Origin of the sequence: Zobellia roscoffensis (assembly GCF_015330165.1) — a bacterium.
Classification (GTDB): domain Bacteria; phylum Bacteroidota; class Bacteroidia; order Flavobacteriales; family Flavobacteriaceae; genus Zobellia; species Zobellia roscoffensis.
The window spans coordinates 2205269-2222917 of record NZ_JADDXT010000002.1 but is presented as its reverse complement, the minus strand read 5'-3'; the positions used below and the strand labels follow the sequence as shown (position 1 = coordinate 2222917).

The 17649-nt window shown below is 38.3% G+C and carries 19 protein-coding genes; 18 read left to right on the top strand and 1 reads right to left on the bottom strand.

Annotated elements, in window-relative coordinates; translation table 11 throughout:
- Positions 1-24: 24 nt before the first annotated feature.
- The 11 genes from IWC72_RS09330 (at position 25) to IWC72_RS09280 (ending at position 12802) form a co-directional block, all read left to right on the top strand.
- Entirely contained in the window at positions 25-3990 is a 3966-nt protein-coding gene (locus tag IWC72_RS09330; protein ID WP_194529587.1) for a Calx-beta domain-containing protein, read from the top strand.
- Positions 3991-4175: 185 nt separating this feature from the next.
- The gene (locus IWC72_RS09325) at positions 4176-5081 is read left to right on the top strand and encodes a YihY/virulence factor BrkB family protein (protein WP_194525942.1); all 906 of its coding nucleotides are present in this window, start codon (positions 4176-4178) and stop codon (positions 5079-5081) included.
- 141 nt (positions 5082-5222) lie between these two features.
- On the top strand, positions 5223-5966 hold the full coding sequence (locus tag IWC72_RS09320) for an SDR family oxidoreductase (RefSeq protein WP_194529586.1): 744 nt from the start codon (positions 5223-5225) through the stop codon (positions 5964-5966).
- A gap of 23 nt (positions 5967-5989) precedes the next feature.
- Positions 5990-6229, top strand: coding sequence for a DUF7218 family protein (locus IWC72_RS09315; protein WP_194529585.1), 240 nt, complete (start codon positions 5990-5992; stop codon positions 6227-6229).
- 39 nt (positions 6230-6268) lie between these two features.
- Positions 6269-7291, top strand: a complete 1023-nt coding sequence (locus IWC72_RS09310; RefSeq protein WP_194525939.1) for an AI-2E family transporter — start codon at positions 6269-6271, stop codon at positions 7289-7291.
- 301 nt (positions 7292-7592) lie between these two features.
- Positions 7593-8234, top strand: a complete 642-nt coding sequence (locus tag IWC72_RS09305) for an NADPH-dependent F420 reductase (protein WP_194529584.1) — start codon at positions 7593-7595, stop codon at positions 8232-8234.
- A gap of 72 nt (positions 8235-8306) precedes the next feature.
- Positions 8307-8606 (top strand): ribosome hibernation-promoting factor, HPF/YfiA family, encoded by a 300-nt coding sequence (hpf, locus tag IWC72_RS09300; RefSeq protein ID WP_194529583.1) that lies wholly within the window; start codon positions 8307-8309, stop codon positions 8604-8606.
- A gap of 38 nt (positions 8607-8644) precedes the next feature.
- A complete protein-coding gene (locus tag IWC72_RS09295; RefSeq protein WP_194525936.1) occupies positions 8645-8806 on the top strand; it encodes a hypothetical protein in 162 nt (53 codons plus the stop codon).
- A gap of 45 nt (positions 8807-8851) precedes the next feature.
- The gene (locus IWC72_RS09290; protein ID WP_194529582.1) at positions 8852-10678 is read left to right on the top strand and encodes an SLC13 family permease; all 1827 of its coding nucleotides are present in this window, start codon (positions 8852-8854) and stop codon (positions 10676-10678) included.
- Between the two features lie 10 nt (positions 10679-10688).
- The gene (locus tag IWC72_RS09285) at positions 10689-11588 is read left to right on the top strand and encodes a mechanosensitive ion channel family protein (protein WP_194529581.1); all 900 of its coding nucleotides are present in this window, start codon (positions 10689-10691) and stop codon (positions 11586-11588) included.
- Positions 11589-11701: 113 nt separating this feature from the next.
- Positions 11702-12802, top strand: a complete 1101-nt coding sequence (locus tag IWC72_RS09280) for an AI-2E family transporter (protein WP_194525933.1) — start codon at positions 11702-11704, stop codon at positions 12800-12802.
- Positions 12803-12848: 46 nt separating this feature from the next.
- On the opposite strand, the gene IWC72_RS09275 is transcribed toward IWC72_RS09280, so the two are convergent.
- Complete coding sequence (locus IWC72_RS09275; protein ID WP_194525932.1) at positions 12849-13034, bottom strand: hypothetical protein; 186 nt, start codon at positions 13032-13034, stop codon at positions 12849-12851.
- Positions 13035-13259: 225 nt separating this feature from the next.
- On the opposite strand from IWC72_RS09275, the gene IWC72_RS09270 reads away from it, so the two are divergent.
- From IWC72_RS09270 to IWC72_RS09240, 7 genes are all read left to right on the top strand, one after another.
- Positions 13260-14330, top strand: coding sequence for a DNA topoisomerase IB (locus tag IWC72_RS09270; RefSeq protein WP_194529580.1), 1071 nt, complete (start codon positions 13260-13262; stop codon positions 14328-14330).
- A 196-nt stretch (positions 14331-14526) separates the two neighbouring features.
- On the top strand, positions 14527-14976 hold the full coding sequence (locus IWC72_RS09265; RefSeq protein ID WP_194525930.1) for a ferritin-like domain-containing protein: 450 nt from the start codon (positions 14527-14529) through the stop codon (positions 14974-14976).
- A 74-nt stretch (positions 14977-15050) separates the two neighbouring features.
- A complete protein-coding gene (locus tag IWC72_RS09260; protein ID WP_194529579.1) occupies positions 15051-15791 on the top strand; it encodes an SOS response-associated peptidase family protein in 741 nt (246 codons plus the stop codon).
- Positions 15792-15924: 133 nt separating this feature from the next.
- Positions 15925-16086, top strand: a complete 162-nt coding sequence (locus IWC72_RS09255) for a DUF1328 domain-containing protein (protein WP_194525928.1) — start codon at positions 15925-15927, stop codon at positions 16084-16086.
- A gap of 28 nt (positions 16087-16114) precedes the next feature.
- On the top strand, positions 16115-16306 hold the full coding sequence (locus IWC72_RS09250; RefSeq protein ID WP_194525927.1) for a hypothetical protein: 192 nt from the start codon (positions 16115-16117) through the stop codon (positions 16304-16306).
- Between the two features lie 319 nt (positions 16307-16625).
- Positions 16626-17189: a helix-turn-helix domain-containing protein gene (locus IWC72_RS09245; RefSeq protein WP_194525926.1), complete on the top strand. Its 564-nt coding sequence runs from the start codon at positions 16626-16628 to the stop codon at positions 17187-17189.
- A 9-nt stretch (positions 17190-17198) separates the two neighbouring features.
- Entirely contained in the window at positions 17199-17645 is a 447-nt protein-coding gene (locus tag IWC72_RS09240) for a response regulator (RefSeq protein WP_194525925.1), read from the top strand.
- Positions 17646-17649 lie beyond the last annotated feature (4 nt).

Here is a 17649-nt window from a genome sequence, read left to right as displayed (position 1 = left end):
TTATTAAACCAAAAAACTGTACTTATGGTGAACTCTACTCTTCTACTCTTTCGTAAGCCCATTCTAGCACAACTATATAAACGAGCACATCAAAACTCGACTTTTAAAAGGTTTTTATTGTTTTTTGGTGGGGTTCTTATGATAACTTCAGGTTTCGCTCAAGATGGCCAAGTAAAATTTTCCGAGGTCACTTATTCTGGTACAGAGGGTAACAATGTCACCCTTTCGTTAGAGCGGGTCGGAGGTAGCAACGGCGAAATCGCTGTTGACATACAGACTTTTGACGGAACGGCCACGCTAGGGGACGACTACTCAGGAATACCATCGCCGCTCACTATTACATGGGCAGATGGGAATACAAATCCTAAAACGGTGACCCTGCCCATTTCCATGGACGATTTTATTGAGGGAGACGAAACGTTCACCATGACAATCGCCAGCACCAACCCGGCTTGGGTCGGAACAAATTCAATAGCAACGGTGACCATAACCGACGTGCCACCGGGAAACATCCAGTTCGAGCAAGCCGATTATCTAGTGGATGAGGATGCAGGGACTATTACATTGACCATCGAAAGGGTCGGGAGTAGCAATGGCGAAATCGCTGTTGACATACAGACCTTTGACGGAACGGCCACGCTAGGGGACGACTACTCAGGAATACCATCGCCGCTCACTATTACATGGGCAGATGGGAATACAAATCCTAAAACGGTGACCCTGCCCATTTCCATGGACGATTTTATTGAGGGAGACGAAACGTTCACCATGACAATCGCCAGCACCAACCCGGCTTGGGTCGGAACAAATTCAACAGCAACGGTGACCATAACCGACGTGCCACCGGGAAACATCCAGTTCGAGCAAGCCGATTATCTAGTGGATGAGGATGCAGGGACTATTACATTGACCATCGAAAGAGTCGGGAGTAGCAACGGCGAAATCGCTGTTGACATACAGACTTTTGACGGAACGGCCACGCTAGGGGACGACTACTCAGGAATACCATCGCCGCTCACTATTACATGGGCAGATGGGAATACAAATCCTAAAACGGTGACCCTGCCCATTTCCATGGACGATTTTATTGAGGGAGACGAAACGTTCACCATGACAATCGCCAGCACCAACCCGGCTTGGGTCGGAATAAATTCAACAGCAACGGTGACCATAATAGATAGCGACTCCCCAGGAAAAATACAATATGCCCAAGCAGCATATACGGTTACAGAAGACGCTGGGTCAATTACCCTTATCATCCAAAGGGTCGGTGGTAGCAAAGGTGCTATTGATGTGGATTTTCAAATGTTTGAAGGAACGGCAACCGCTGCAGTAGACTATACTTCTACAGCCGGACTAGTTCCTCTTCACTGGCCTGACGGCAACATTACTCCCAAGCATATTACTGTACTCATTCTTGAGGATGACCTTCCAGAGGGAGATGAAACATTTACACAAACCCTTACTAGTGACAACCCTGATTGGATAGGGATACCCTCTACCGCAACGGTAACCATAACCGCAAACGATGGAGGTAGTAACAGTTGTGAAACTAGTGTTACGGCCAATGCAGGAGCCGACCAAATTGTATGCGGAAACAAGGCCATAACATTAACGGCTACAGCCAGCGGTTCTGGAATATGGAGTGGAGGATTAGGAACATTCTCTGATGCCACGGCACAAAATAGTACGTATACCCCAGATGCTACAGAAGCAGGCACTACAATCACTTTAACCTGGACTACAGATGATCCAGACGGAGACGGTCCTTGCGAGGCACTTGTTGATATGGTAGATATAACTATTGATGAAGAACCAAACGCAGGTATAGATAATGACACCTCTGTTTTTGAGGGTACCATTGTTCACCTTTTAAGCTTAGTAAGCCAACCCGGAGGCACTTTTAGCGGCCCAGGAGTTAGTGGAAACACGTTTGATACTACAGGATTAGCTAATGGCAATTACCCTATTACCTATACCGTAAATAGTGGCAATAGTTGCCCTGATGATACTGTTATTATCACTATTAAAGTTTCAGGTGATTCTGTATCAGAAAGTTGTGAAGTACTGGATATTGATTATTGCACTCCGGGCGATGCTCCTTTCTATAATTTCTATTGGGACGAAATGCGGTTAGCGGTTCCTGGTTCAGAATTCTTTTCTCAGAACGCTACCCACAGCCTGAGCTTTACAGAATTTGATGATGGAACGGCATTAATACAAGGTTCTACCCAATCTGGTAATTGTTCTGCCAACCTACATATTGTCTTAAAAGACGTGAAGGACTGGACCAATTGGAGTAACAATGGCGGAAATTTCAAACCCCAAGGTTGTAACCCGGGAGCATTGGTAAAAGAGAATCTTCGCTATTATGTTATAGATGCTACAAAAAGTAGTATTACTACAACAGGAGGTAATTGTCTTGAAGAGGGCACGTACAAAGTACACCAAAGACCAGACCCTAATGATGCAAGTACACCTAACCTTGGAGTTCACGTAGGCCCTGGAGGCGCACTATATGATACGGATACAGCCGCTGAAGGTATAGCAGGATGGGCCTGGATGGGACCACTAAGCGACAAATACAGGTGGAAAATTGATTTTAATTTCCACATAAAATGTAATGAAGACCCTGTAGATGGCAGCGAAGAAGTATGTGACGGTATAGATAACGACCTTGATGGTCACATTGATGAAGGTTTTGATTCCGACAGTGATGGCGTAGCTGACTGTTACGACACCTGTGATGGTGGAGATGATACTGCCGACAGTGATGGTGACGGTACTCCGGACCATTGTGATGATTGCGATGACACTATGGATACTGATGGAGATGGCATACCAGACTGCAATGACACCGAAGAATGTGACGGATTAGATAACGACGGTGACGGTGAAATCGATGAAGGGTTTGATTCCGACAGTGATGGCGTAGCTGACTGTTACGACGTTTGTGACGGAGGGGATGATAGTGCCGATAGTGATGGGGACGGCAAACCAGACCATTGTGACGATTGCGATGACACTATGGATACTGATGGAGATGGCATACCAGACTGCAATGACACCGAAGAATGTGACGGATTAGATAACGACGGTGACGGTGAAATCGATGAAGGGTTTGATTCCGACAGTGATGGCGTAGCTGACTGTTACGACGTTTGTGACGGAGGGGATGATAGTGCCGATAGTGATGGGGACGGCAAACCAGACCATTGTGATGATTGCGATGACACTATGGATACTGATGGAGATGGCATACCAGACTGCAATGACACCGAAGAATGTGACGGATTAGATAACGACGGTGACGGTGAAATCGATGAAGGGTTTGATTCCGACAGTGATGGCGTAGCTGACTGTTACGACGTTTGTGACGGAGGGGATGATAGTGCCGATAGTGATGGGGACGGTAAACCAGACTGCAATGACACCGAAGAATGTGACGGATTAGATAACGACGGCGACGGTGAAATCGATGAAGGGTTTGATTCCGACAGTGATGGCGTAGCTGACTGTTACGACGTTTGTGACGGAGGGGATGATAGTGCCGATAGTGATGGGGACGGCAAACCAGACCATTGTGATGATTGCGATGACACTACGGATACTGATGGAGATGGCATACCAGACTGCAATGACACCGAAGAATGTGACGGATTAGATAACGACGGCGACGGTGAAATCGATGAAGGCTTAAATTGCAAAACCCCAACGAATAAAACTCCGAACAAAACCGTATTACGCACGTATCATAAGTCATACGAAGGTAGTATAAAGCTAGACATTGATATACCTTATGATGCTACTTTAAATGTTCAGTTTTTTGATTTATCAGGTAAATTGGTAATGAAGAAAAGCGCAGGTAGCGTAACATCAGGAAATAATCTGCTCCAAATAGAAATTCATGATTTGGCCACCAAGGTTCACATTATGGTAATTGATACCGGTAAGGAGGTAATTCGTAAGAAAGTATATTTCCATAAATAAGAGATATACAAACAACTGCATGTACTCATACCAATACTAGCCTCACAATTTCGGTGAGGCTAGTATTATTTCTATGCATTATGCAATCCCATTAAAACATTAAGCATATCGGTTAATGTTTTGTGAACTGTCTAAGTAATTTTATTCAAAAATCACACGTTCAAATAGCACGTACAGCATAGCTTATGACAGTTACAAAGACCGATAAAAAATTTAAACTAAAACACCTGCCAAAGCTAATTGTAGACACCTATAAAGCTTGGGATGCTGATGACCCCTTTAGACTAAGCGCAATTGTAGCCTATTACGCGGTACTTTCATTACCCGGACTTTTAGTCATTATTATAAACCTTGTGGGTTCGGTATGGGGCACGGAAATTGTTCAAGGAGAACTGACCCAAGAAATTTCTAGTGCATTGGGTCGTGATGCCGCAGAAGCCATACAATCTATGATGGTTGAAACCCAAAATGAAGACCGGAGTACTATGGCCAGTATTTTAGGAATAGGCACCCTAATTTTTGGTGCTACCGGAGTATTTTATCACTTACAACTTTCTTTAAATCAGATATGGAAAGTGAAACCAAATCCTGATTCAAATTTTATGAAAATGCTTGTTGACAGGGCTAGAAGCTTTGCTTTCATTGTTGCCATAGGTTTTTTACTATTGGTTAGTTTTCTAGTTACGGCAGCTATTTCGGCCTTGAACGCCTATATACGAAGTATACTGCCCGAGGTTATAGTATACATTGCCTACCTGTTAGATTTTGTGGTCTCCGTTGGAATAATAACGGTACTCTTTGCCCTAATTTTTAGATACCTTCCTGATGCCAAAATACGATGGAAAACCGTTTGGATAGGCGCCCTTATAACCGCGGTCCTATTTGTATTAGGTAAATCGTTACTAGGTTATTATTTTGGTGAGGCAGACCCTGGTTCTACTTATGGGGCAGCGGGCACAATTGTCTTAATCCTTTTGTGGGTTTCCTATTCTTGCTTAATTCTATTTTTTGGAGCCGAATTTACATGGGTTTATGCTAAAAGGTACGGTCACGGAGTGCCAACTGAATCCACTGAAAAAATTAGTAAATAGGTTCTTTTGCAGTCCTAATGACTAGAAGCACTACTTACACTCTTCTACGGTTATAGTCAATATTTTTTCTGATGTGATTAAGCTATCGCAATGGTTTTCTAAAACTTTGCAATCAATAGTAATAAATCTTAAAAATAAAACATGAATATAACCGATAAAGTAATTATAATAACAGGAGCATCAAGTGGAATAGGCGAAGCAACGGCCTTAAAATTATCCAGTGAAGGCGCCAAAGTGGTGCTAACCGCCAGAAGAGAAGAAAGGCTAGAGGAGCTAAAGGAAAAAATTGAAAGTAACGGAGGTACAGCTATGATTGTTACTGGTGACGTTACTAAAAAATCCGATTACGAAAATCTTGTCAAAAAAACACTTTCCGAATATAAAACTATAGATGCCCTTATCAATAATGCGGGTCTAATGCCATTGTCCTACGTGGAAAAATTAAAGACAGATGAGTGGGAAAAGATGGTTGATGTAAATATTAAAGGTGTCTTGAACGGAGTAGCAGCAGTACTTCCTACCATGATTGAAAACAAGGGTGGTAATATTATCAACATATCTTCAAGTGCGGCACGTAATTATTTCCCCGGAGGTGCGGTATACTGTGCAACCAAATCTGCTGTAAAGATGTTTTCTGAAGGTTTACGCCAAGAACTTGCTCCAAAATACGGTATCAACGTTACTTCAATTGAACCGGGAGCCGTTTCTACCGAACTCACGGACACGATAACCGACGAGGATATAAAAGAAATGTTCAAAGAAATGCAAAAAATGACGTTTCTAGAAGCTGAAGATATTGCCGAGGCTATTTATTACACCTTGGTTCAGCCAGCTAGAGCAAACATTAATGATGTTTACATCATGCCCACCGACCAACAGAAATAAGTTGAATCTAAAACCATAAGACTATGGATATTCCCAGCGTAAAAAATGAGAATCAGTATGAAGCCCTGAGAGATAAAGGTTACAGCAAGGAAAAATCGGCCCGGATTGCCAACACGCCAAATAGTGGTAAAAAGGGCGGAAAATCAAAGCCGTATGAAGAGTGGACGAAAGAACAACTTTACGAGCAAGCTAAAAGCGTTGGTATTGATGGTCGCTCAACGATGGATAAGGCCGAACTGATTCATGCCTTACGGAATAATTAAGCTCACCCTTTTCTTCATAATTAAAAAGTAATAAGACACATGAAAACCATCCATCCCAAAGTTATTCGTCAACTTTTTGTTTTATTGCTGATTGTCTGTATAGGCGGACTTATATTTAAAGAAATGGCTCCTTACTTTTCAGGTGTTTTAGGAGCCATTACTTTGTACGTATTACTAAAAAAACCAATGGCTAAATTGGTTAATAGAGGATGGAAACCAGACCTTGCAGCAGCTCTATTGATGTTTGCTTCGGTCATAATTATTCTAATACCGGTTTCGGGAGCAGTGTTGATGTTGGGGAACAAAGTGAGTCAAGCGGTAAATAACTCTGAGAAAGTTACAAAAGCCGTAAAATCACAACTAGAGAGTGTAGAAAGCTATGTTGGGTACGACTTGTCTTCCTCCATAGATGTATCCGCAGTTTCTGGTTGGTTTTCTAAAAACCTTCAAGGGTTTGCGGGAAGTACTTTCACTTCGGTCATCGCCATAGGTATCATGTATTTCTTTCTTTATTTTATGTTGACGAACCGCAAGGAAATGCGCGAGTCCCTTTTTGAATATATTCCTATTAGCACAGACAACCTTAAAACTATAGGTAGTAAAATTAGAAGAATGGTGCGTGCTAATGCTCTTGGTATTCCTTTGGTTGCCATAGCCCAAGGTATTGTGGCATTAATAGGCTTCCTAATTTTCGGAATTGAAAATCCATTTTTTTGGTCGGTTATCGTTGCTATTGGCTCCATGATTCCGTTTGTGGGCAATATGTTGGGTACGCTGCCCGTATTCGTTCTAACGCTATCTGCAGGAGACACTTTTCAAGCATGGGGTATACTACTTTATGGTATTGTTGTGGTAGGTTCCACAGATAATATTATTCGCCTTTATATACTTAAAAAATTAGATGATGTACACCCATTAATTACAATGATCGGTGTTCTTATAGGAATTCCCCTTTTCGGCTTTATAGGTCTTATTTTCGGCCCATTGTTCGTGAGCTTATTTCTGATAATCGTTCAGATTTATAAAGACGAATATGGTAAAGAAAGTAGTCATTCTATATAGGCATCACCATATCATTTTTCAATTTAAAATATATGCCTTTAGTCTGTAATGAATGGCCACACTTCCCCAAAAATTAACGCTATCCATCATTACTTTGCGCCAATTGCTTTAGCAGTAATAATACTCTTAATCGAACTCATCTGTCTTCGCTTATATACTTAATATGATGAAAGTTTCAGGATAGTTAGGCACATAAGGACCGGTACTTCCTGACTCAACACATTGTTTTTGGGCGATAATCCCAGAAAATTTATTAACAGATAGTTTTTCGCAATAGCGGAAATAACATAAAAATATAGTTATGAAAATAGGAATAATAGGAAGTGGAAATATTGGTGGAAGTTTAGGTACGCATTGGGCAAAAGCAGAACATGAAGTACTGTTTAGTTCGCGTCACCCAGAGGAACTGGATAGTTTAGTAAACGGTGCGGGGAACAATGCGAAAGCGGTACATGTAGAAGAGGCATTTGAAGCTAATGCAGATGTTTATTTATTAGCTATGCCTTTCAAATCAATTGATAACCTAGCTAAAAAGTATTCGTCACAATACAGTAACAAGCTTATAATTGATGCCACCAACCCCTATCCCGAAAGAGATGGTGAGGTAGCTCAAAAAGTGAGAGATGCCAATTACACGGCTTCCGAATATACTGCTATGAAGTTTAGTACGGCAAAGACCGCCAAAGCCTTTAACTCCATTAAAGCGGAACACTTGCGTGACAGGGCGTTTAGGAACTCTGAAAAGTTGACTATACCCTATGCAGCACAGGATATCGAAAGCCGATATATCACAAAAAAACTAATTGAAGATATGGGTTTTGACACCCTCTTTATTGGTAACCTTACGGACACGCAAATCATGGACCCTGACCAAGCTATATATGGCAAGTCCTTACCTCATGACGAGTTAAAACAAGCAGTTGATTCGGCACGAATGTACTAAGAATCACCACAAAATATTATGGGAAAATATCTCCTACAAGCGTAACAATTAATTATTAAAAACAAGAACACTATGCAAATTATATATGAATACCACGATGTATCCGCAAGCGAAAGACTAGAAGGATTCGCAAAGGAAAAGTTAGAAAATCTAGCTAACAAATTTGATTTTGTGCACCGTGCTGACGTATTCTTTAAAAAAGAAAATAGAAGTGATGACCAAGAGATGTTCTGCGACATACGTTTAAGCATGCCCGGACCCCGAATTTTTGCCTCATCAAACTCAGAAACTTTTGAAGCGGCCATGAGCGAAACTATTCGTGATTTACAAGATCAGCTTAGAAAAGTAAAAGAAAAGATGTCGGCTCACTAAGCCTTCACTTTTAAAGATATCAACTTAAAAAACAAAACATGAAACCCACATCACTAATTGGCATTGCCTCGGCATTGGCCAACAACAGGAAAATAAAACTTGCGCTTGTAGGTATGCAGTTTGCCTATTTAGGTTACAAATTGTTACAACCTAAAGAATCAAAAAAGGGCAAAAAGAAAAGAAAAAAACTAAAGCGATAACTAATAAGGCTTCATGTATATATTTCATGGTGCTACAGAAAAGAAATGACTTGGGAAATAACATTAATGTTTTGTGTACTGTTGGTAACGGTAGTATTATTTGTATTTGAAATTTTTCCCGTAGACAAAATTGCTTTTCTAATTATTGTTTCCTTAACCCTGCTAGGGTTGGTGACTCCGCAAGAAGCCATAAGCGGCTTTTCTAATAACGCCACTATTGCCGTGCTTGCTTTAATGATTTTGGCCATTGCCCTAGAAGAGAACGGTGTTATTAACTGGCTAACTTCTAGCATGGGTAAAATTAAGGGCTTACCCATTTACGTTATGGCGCCCATATTTATGTTTGTTACCGCAGGCATTTCAGCATTTATAAGTACTACGGCAGTTGTAATTGTTTTCATTAAAATTGTAAATCAGCTTTCAGAGAAATACAATGTGTCACAAAGCAAACTGTTACTTCCCATATCTTTTGCAGGCATTTTGGGTGGCTCTTGTACTCTTATGGGTACCTCAACCAACCTCATTGTTAACTCAGTAGCAACAGATTTGGGCGCGGATAAATTAGGCTTTTTTGAATTCTCTTTACTAGGGTTGATTTTCCTTGGAATTTCAATCGTATACCTCACACTTACCCTACGCTGGTTACCCTGGGGAAAAGGCAAAAATCTTGATGATGATTATCATCTGAACAATTACGTAACCAATGTTCATATAAATGCAGATTCGCAATTGGTGGGAAAAACGATTCAAGAAAGTTTTCTTTTTGAAAATCCTGATGTTTCTCTTTTGAAATTGACCCGTAAAAATAGAGTTCATAATTCGCCTGGAAAATACATCACTTTTAAAGCGGATGATGAATTATTACTACTATGCGACTTGGAAAATTTGTCGCGCATTAACGAATCAGAAAATTTAAGTCTGAACCAAGAGCAATATTACGCTCCAATACAAGACACAGAACTAAACGATGAAACAAATACTAATGAGGATGAATTGGACCAACGGGTTTTTGCAGAATTATTAATGCTTCCTGGCGCCCAATTCCTAGGAAAAACACTAGGACAGCTTAGAAGCTTAATGATGCAAGACATGGTGCCCATTGCCATTAAAAAAAGGAAAACCTTGACCAAGCTTAACGAAAGGTTGGTACGTAGCAGTATGAACAAATTAGTTCTAAAAGTAGGTGATCGGTTGCTTTTAGAAACATCTAAAGGAAAACTGGAACGGTTAGGTAAAATAGAGAATGTACTATTGCTTCAGGAGTTCGAAAAAGGAAACGCCAACTCTAAAAGTAAACGTAATTTCTCTCTGATCATATTGCTTTTGGTGATTGGTCTTGCCGCTACTGGTATACTATCTATAGTGGTGAGTGCCCTTACTGGTGTTTGTATTTTATTAGTGACCAAAAACCTTGACCTTACCACGGTCTACAAGAAAGTAAATTGGCAGATTTTTTTCTTATTGGCAGGTATGATACCCCTAGGTGTTGCAATGCACAACAGTGGTGCGGATGCCTATATTTCGGAAAAACTTTTAGTCTTCCTTTTTGACCAACCAGGGTATGTGGTTATTGGAACCTTATTTTTTTCGACTATGATTTTAAGTGCGGTAATCAGTAATAATGCAACAGCAATTATAATGACACCCATTTCAATAGCAGTAGCGCAGGGCATGCAATTAGATTTCAAACCTTTTATTCTGGCTGTAATGTTTGCTGCCAATTTCAGCTTTTTCACACCCGTTGGTTATCAGACCAACACCCTAATATATAGTTTGGGCAACTACAGGTTTAGTCATTTTTTAGGACTAGGAGGCCTATTAAGCCTCATTCTAGCCGTAGTAGCTACATTTTTATTAACCAATATGTTATAACACAAAAATTATGGAAAGTAAATTTTCAATAGAAGACGCAATAAGCAAATTATGGAGCAAGTTAGACGGATGGCTAGATGCCATTATTCTAAAGCTCCCAAACATTGTAATGGCTATTCTTATAATGGTCTTATTTTATTTTATCGCAAGAGGTGTTCGCAAGCTATTGCAGAAATTTTTACTTAACCGTATTAGTCAGCAATCCATTCAAGATATAATTGCCAGATTTGTATTTCTCGCGGTGGTTTTAATCGGGTTTTTCGTGGCATTAGGAGTGCTTGAGCTAGACAAAGTACTTACTAGTATTCTTGCGGGTGCCGGGGTAGTTGGTCTAGCTGTAGGACTTGCTTTACAAGGTACATTGAGTAATACCTTTGGCGGACTTATTCTTTCTTTTATGCCTAAAATTAATATTGATGACTTTATTGAAAGTGATGGCATCAAAGGTTTTGTATCAGAAATTAGTCTTCGGAACATTGTTGTTCGTCAACCGGATAATAACTACGTAGTTATTCCTAATTCAAAATTTATTGATGGCTCCTTTAAAAACTATTCACTAACAGACCGAAGCCGTATTGTCGTAAGTTGCGGTGTAGGTTATGAAAGTGACTTACAATCCGTAGAAGATTTAGTGGTAAAAATTATTGGAGAAAACTTTCCCCAGAATAAAAACGAAAAGGTTGAATTTTTCTTCACAGAGTTTGGTGATAGTTCCATCAATTTTATGGTCCGTTTTTGGATTGATATGAAGGGTGCGCTACAGGAACACGCTGCCAGACATGGCGCCGTAAAACTGATTAAATCTCATTTTGATGCTCAGGATATTAATATTCCGTTCCCAATCCGAACATTGGATTTTGGAAAGAACACTTTAAACATGAATACTATTTCAAGTGGAGAGCAGTCCTAAAACATCGTAAATGGTTTTACAAATACATGAACCTATTGACTCCTACGTCAATAGGTTTTTATGCTTGAGACCTAACTAATTTAAAATGCCATCCAATACCTTAAAACCAACATATGAAATCAGCAGAAATAGCCAATGGAATTTTAAAAGCAATAGCCGTAGTATGCGGATTTATATTGCTCATGTTCCTAATTTATGAATTACAAAGTATTGTAGCCTACATACTCATATCAGGCATTGTAGCATTAATTGGCAGACCTATTGTTTCAATCATTAAAAGGCACCTAAGAATACCCAATATTGTAGCTGTAATTCTTACAATGCTCATTCTAACCGCACTCTTTGCGAGTATTATTGCCTTGATTATACCACTTCTAACAGAACAAGGTAAAAATCTTTATCTCTTTGATTTTGGTATTATTCAAAATGAGTTTGACAAGCTTTATGTAATGGTCAGTGAATATTTTGGTACTACAAAAAAGGTGGTAGAAGATTTGGTCCAAGATGCAACTTTAGACAAAGATGGCGTACAGACCTTAGGCAAAGATTTGGTACCTTCTTTTCTCAAATCTATATTGCAGGTTTTGGATAACATTGGCATTGGCTTGTTCTCCGTTTTGTTCATTTCCTTTTTCTTTCTCAAAGACAGTAACATCATACAGCGGTCAATCCTCACAATAATACCAGATGCCCATAGAATGAGAACTATGCGTTCTTTAGCGAAAATCAAGAATCTATTATCACGTTATTTTGTGGGGCTCTTACTGCAGCTATTTGTTCTATTTTCATTGTATTCCATAACATTGATTTTAGTAGGCTTGGAGAATGCAGTACTCATCGCATTTATGTGCGCCTTATTTAATGTTATTCCTTATTTAGGCCCTATGATAGGTGCTATAATTATGATAATGTTTACCATAACCAGTAACCCTGGATTAGATTTTAACAGCATAATATTACCTAAAATAGGTTACGTATTGCTTGGCGTAACAGTTGGGCAACTCATAGATAATTTCTTCTCACAGCCTATTATATTCAGTAACAGTGTAAAATCTCATCCGCTAGAAATATTTTTGGTGATTTTAGGTGCGGGCTTACTTTTTGGAATTGTAGGTATGATGGTAGCAGTACCCGGCTATACGGTACTAAAGGTTATTCTAAAACAATTAGTATCTAAAAATAAAATAGTTACAGCCCTAACTAAAGGGCTGTAACTATTTATTATTCTCTAATAAAAATACTCTTTAAATATATCGCTATTTAAAAAGCAATACCGGAAGCTATTAATGCCACAGCCAAAATAACTAACGCGGCTATAACAATAAAAAAGCCCTTTTTGGTAATGCTATTCTTTTGAAAAATATACTCCTCTTTATCATCATGGGCTTCCTTTGCAAATTCTGTTTTTTCGTTCTGTATTTTCTCGTCTCTTAATGTATCTTCCATAGTTTTTTTCTTTTGATTTATTTAAAATTTCTTCAAAAACACCATTTTTAACTTAAAAACGAATAGTTTTTGGGTCGTATTACTTCAATATACATCCATTTTTTACTTTTTCCATGCAATTCACTAAAGCCGTTAATCTATTAATTGATTGAGCCCAAACCAGAAACTATTTAAGGAATATCTTTAACCAACACAGTGCTTTACTACCATTAACTACTATAAACAATGACCACTGAGACCTTATTAAGTCAATTATTGAAAACTCCAGAATTGGCGATTGAAAATCTCGATTTGGTGTATGTTGACAATAAAAAAATGCCCATTTCCAGGCTTAAAAAAGGGAAAGACTTTATATACCTACACAAACAAAAACCGGTAACGAACAAAAAAGAGCTAGAGCGCATTACCAATCTGGTCATACCGCCAGCATGGCAAGATGTAAAAATTACACATTTAACCAATGGGCACCTTCAAGCCGTAGGTAAAGATTTAAAAAGTAGAAAGCAATACCGTTATCATCCCACTTGGGTTAAAATCAGAAACCAGACCAAGTTTTATAAAATGGCTTTGTTCGGCAAAAAACTACCTATTATTAGAAAACAAGCAGATAAAGACTTGGCATTACGTACTTGGTCAAAAACCAAGGTTGTAGCGATAATTGTAAAACTTATGGATGAAACCCATATTCGTATTGGTAATGAACAATACGCCAAACGCAATAAATCATATGGACTTTCTACTATGCGCAAAAAGCATGTTGAAATTTTTAAGAACAATATTAAGTTTGAATTTGTTGGCAAAAAAGGCAAAAAACATTCGGTTACCGTGCGGAACAAGAAACTAACGCGACTTATAAGTCGTTGTGAAGACATACCTGGATGGGAGCTTTTTCAATATTATGATGACGATGGAGATAAGCAATCTGTAGACAGTTCTATGGTAAACGAATATCTACATGATATAAGTGGAGCGTTTTTTACCGCTAAGGATTTTAGAACCTGGGCAGCTTCCGTGGTGTTTTTTGATACTTTATTTGACCTTCCCGCCACCCAAACCGAAAAAGAAATTAATAAAAACCTGCTCATTGGTTTTGATGCTGCCGCCAAAGCACTGGGCAATACCAGAAATGTTTGTCGTAAATATTATGTTCATCCCGTCTTAGTTACTTCCTATGAGGATGGTTCTTTAAAAAAATGGTTTGACAAGACCAATAAAACCGATTCTAAATCGGCTTATTTTTCTACTTCCGAAAAGGTTATGCTGGAACTTTTTGAGCAGTACACCCCTAAATTTTAACGCAGGTTTGTATTTTCTTTTACATTGAATTACAATAAAATACCCCTAAAATCCATATTCAGCGATTGCATCAAAATTTCATTTTTTCAGATGGATCACTGCTGTAACATCTTACTAAATTTACGATAAGTAAAAAGATGTTATGCGGCACACATCCCCCAAAAACGAGATGCCGCTCATATAAAATAAGAATATTATGAGTACATATACTGAAGAAGTACAGACAAAATTAAACAACATATTAGAGAAAACGTATGATGCGGAAAAAGGCTTTAAAAAAGCTGCTGATCATGCTAGAAGTACCGATTTAAAAACATTCTTTAGGAATAAAGGAGAAGAGCGTTACAATTTTGGTCACGAATTGAAAACCGAAATGGTACGTTTTGGACAAGAGATTGATAAAGGTGGTAGTGCCACAGGAGCTATGCACCGTAGCTGGATGGATGTAAAAGCATGGTTTAGCGGAGATAATGATGAATCTATGCTAGAAGAAGCCATTACCGGAGAAAAAGCGGCTATAGATGAGTACAAAGAAGTATTAAATGATACCTCGCTACCTACCTCTACCGCTACGCTACTCACCCAGCAAATGAATAAAATAAGTACTGATCTAGCCAACATTAAAAGTTTGGAAAGCGTACTATAAGAGTAGTATAGAAAAAAAGAAAAAGGGATGCAATTGTATCCCTTTTTTACATTACTAACTTTTTAAAAATATCTATGTTCAACAAATTATCCATTAGGGCAGAAAGAAAGCAGATTGAAGAAGCATATGGCGCCCTTTTTCAATTTCCTGACATATATAGACCCAAAACAATCATCAACGGGCTTGAAGAAAGTATGGTTCCCATTATTACCTCTAGCCAACAGAAAACCATTACCACTTCTATTTGGGGTATGTTACCTAAGAAATTTCAAGGAGACTGGGCCGTATTTCAAAAACATGTAAATACATTAACCATTCCCGCAGCTTCTCTAGAGTCAAAACCATGGTACGCCCAGACTCGAGAAACAGAAAGGTGCTTAATGATAGTTACTGGGTTTTATACCACTTTTATTGCAGACGGAGAACTTCTCTTTTTTCATATGACTAAAGAATCTGGCGAGCCCTTTTGTCTTGCTGGTATCAGCAATGAGCTAGAAGATGGTTTTTTAACTAGCTCAATAATTACAGTAAAAGCAAATACGACTTTTGAAGAGGTGAACAATAGCAGTAATCAGATGCCTATTATAGTACCCGAGCACCAACAAAAAACTTGGTTAAACCAGACTATTTCTCTGGACGAAATAGCAACAGAAAAGGCTATTTTCACTTTAACAGCTGAACCCATTTCGGAAGATTTCTTCTACGATTTAAATTCTGATTCAGAAGACAACCTATCTACTTTAGACAGAGAAGATTTTCTGCCAATAACCTTGCATGACTTGTTATATAGTAACCGTATAGATTTGAGTATTTAAGACTTAGCCTTATTGTTTTAAGGCAAAATCAAAATTTTTAGGGCTAAGACAAACCGCCAACATAGACCATATTTGTAACATAGAAGTCGGATAAGTACGACACTAAAAAATTACGAATCTAAAACCTAATAATATGTTACGTTGGACAGTTACTTTTGTAATATTGGCAATCATAGCCGCAGTATTTGGATTTGGTGGAATCGCAGCTGGTGCTGCTAGTATAGCCAAAGTCCTATTCTTTATTTTTCTTATTCTTTTTGTTATTTCATTATTCACCGGACGGAAATCCGTATAACAAGTATTAATCTATAAAACCTAAACATATGAAACGTATAATATATCTAATGTCTATTTTTTTAATGACTGCCTCTTTGTCTACGCTAACTAGTTGTAGAGAAGAAAACAAAGATGCCGGAGATAAAATAGAAGACGCAATTGATGACACCGGAGATGCCATAGAAGAAGGCGCCGAAGATGTTGAAGATGGTATTGAAGATGCTGTAGACGACAATTAAAAATAGTTTGGTTGGTTGTAAAAGTGGGCGTTTCCTTTAGGAGACGTCCACTTTTTTTTAACCATATCCTGAAAAATTTAAGACAACCACTTTTTCATCCATTCTATTTAAAGCTACAATAGCTCTTAAACAAAAAGCCTTCACTCCCTATAATTACTGGCACTTACAACTGTTTTCAATTTTGTTTAACTCAAAATATTAATATCTAAACGAAACAAAATTGAGAGAGAATTTTTTATACCTCTAAGGGAAGTAATATTCTCATTTTTAAAAATAAAGTACATATCTTTCCTCTTAAGAAAACTACCAACAAACGTATATGATTCTTTTTGTAAAATATGATTTTAACCAGGCCTGCAAGACCCTTTTAAAAGAACATCTTGATGCTTTGGGTATATTATATACATTAGGTGGTCTTGGTGAAGTTGAAATAAAAGGAAATCTCACAGAAGAAAAACGAAGTTTGCTTTCTAATTCCCTTAAAAAATATGGAATTCAAATTCTAGATGATCAGAAAACAACTTTAGTAGAGCGCATAAAAAATGCCATAGACGAATTGTTAAAAAACGAGGAATTGAAGTCCGTTAAAGTTTCAACTTATTTAGCGGATACATTATGTTACTCCTATGCGCATCTTTCATCCTTATTTTCTGAAAGCACATATACTTCTATTGAAAATTATATTATCTTACGTAAGGTTGATTTAGCAAAAGAATTAATGTGTAATACAGATCACACGCTTACAGAAATTGCATTTCAACTAAACTATAGTAGTGTGGCCCATTTATCCGGCCAATTTAAGAAGACCACCGGACTTACCCCAAGTGCCTTTTTAAGAATCATGAAAAAGAAAATGAACCCGAGTAACAATCCCCAACCCTAACAACCACCTATGAACCCCAAACTGTTGAACATAGTCTTGGCAGATGATGATGAAGATGACAGAATGCTCTTCAGCGAGGCCATTGATGAAATTAGTATTAAAACTAATTTATCCCTTTTTAATCACGGTCAGGAATTGATGGATTATCTAACCTTGCCTAATACTGTTTTGCCAAATCTTATCTTTCTAGATTTAAACATGCCCATAAAAAATGGTATGCAATGTTTAAAAGAGATACGGCAAAACCCAAACCTAAAAGACCTTTGCATAGCCATATATTCTACCTCTTCTTCTGAAAAAGATGTAGAAGAAACTTTTCTAAATGGAGCAAACATTTATCTAAATAAGCCCAATAACTTTGTTAAATTGCAATCTTCGGTTGAACGTATATTGCAATTAAATTGGCAATATCACACGTCTAACCTTAACAAAGACACCTTTCTATTTCGCATATAGACCT

Bases quoted from the DNA above. Each gene is read 5' to 3' on its own strand.
- IWC72_RS09265 (WP_194525930.1), top strand. From the start codon at position 14,527: ATGAGTACATATACTGAAGAAGTACAGACAAAATTAAACAACATATTA.
- hpf (WP_194529583.1), top strand. From the start codon at position 8,307: ATGCAAATTATATATGAATACCACGATGTATCCGCAAGCGAAAGACTA.
- IWC72_RS09245 (WP_194525926.1), top strand. From the start codon at position 16,626: ATGATTCTTTTTGTAAAATATGATTTTAACCAGGCCTGCAAGACCCTT.
- IWC72_RS09250 (WP_194525927.1), top strand. From the start codon at position 16,115: ATGAAACGTATAATATATCTAATGTCTATTTTTTTAATGACTGCCTCT.
- IWC72_RS09255 (WP_194525928.1), top strand. From the start codon at position 15,925: ATGTTACGTTGGACAGTTACTTTTGTAATATTGGCAATCATAGCCGCA.
- IWC72_RS09270 (WP_194529580.1), top strand. From the start codon at position 13,260: ATGACCACTGAGACCTTATTAAGTCAATTATTGAAAACTCCAGAATTG.
- IWC72_RS09240 (WP_194525925.1), top strand. From the start codon at position 17,199: ATGAACCCCAAACTGTTGAACATAGTCTTGGCAGATGATGATGAAGAT.
- IWC72_RS09305 (WP_194529584.1), top strand. From the start codon at position 7,593: ATGAAAATAGGAATAATAGGAAGTGGAAATATTGGTGGAAGTTTAGGT.
- IWC72_RS09320 (WP_194529586.1), top strand. From the start codon at position 5,223: ATGAATATAACCGATAAAGTAATTATAATAACAGGAGCATCAAGTGGA.
- IWC72_RS09325 (WP_194525942.1), top strand. From the start codon at position 4,176: ATGACAGTTACAAAGACCGATAAAAAATTTAAACTAAAACACCTGCCA.
- IWC72_RS09310 (WP_194525939.1), top strand. From the start codon at position 6,269: ATGAAAACCATCCATCCCAAAGTTATTCGTCAACTTTTTGTTTTATTG.
- IWC72_RS09295 (WP_194525936.1), top strand. From the start codon at position 8,645: ATGAAACCCACATCACTAATTGGCATTGCCTCGGCATTGGCCAACAAC.
- IWC72_RS09260 (WP_194529579.1), top strand. From the start codon at position 15,051: ATGTTCAACAAATTATCCATTAGGGCAGAAAGAAAGCAGATTGAAGAA.
- IWC72_RS09275 (WP_194525932.1), bottom strand. From the start codon at position 13,034: ATGGAAGATACATTAAGAGACGAGAAAATACAGAACGAAAAAACAGAA.
- IWC72_RS09280 (WP_194525933.1), top strand. From the start codon at position 11,702: ATGAAATCAGCAGAAATAGCCAATGGAATTTTAAAAGCAATAGCCGTA.
- IWC72_RS09285 (WP_194529581.1), top strand. From the start codon at position 10,689: ATGGAAAGTAAATTTTCAATAGAAGACGCAATAAGCAAATTATGGAGC.
- IWC72_RS09330 (WP_194529587.1), top strand. From the start codon at position 25: ATGGTGAACTCTACTCTTCTACTCTTTCGTAAGCCCATTCTAGCACAA.
- IWC72_RS09290 (WP_194529582.1), top strand. From the start codon at position 8,852: ATGACTTGGGAAATAACATTAATGTTTTGTGTACTGTTGGTAACGGTA.
- IWC72_RS09315 (WP_194529585.1), top strand. From the start codon at position 5,990: ATGGATATTCCCAGCGTAAAAAATGAGAATCAGTATGAAGCCCTGAGA.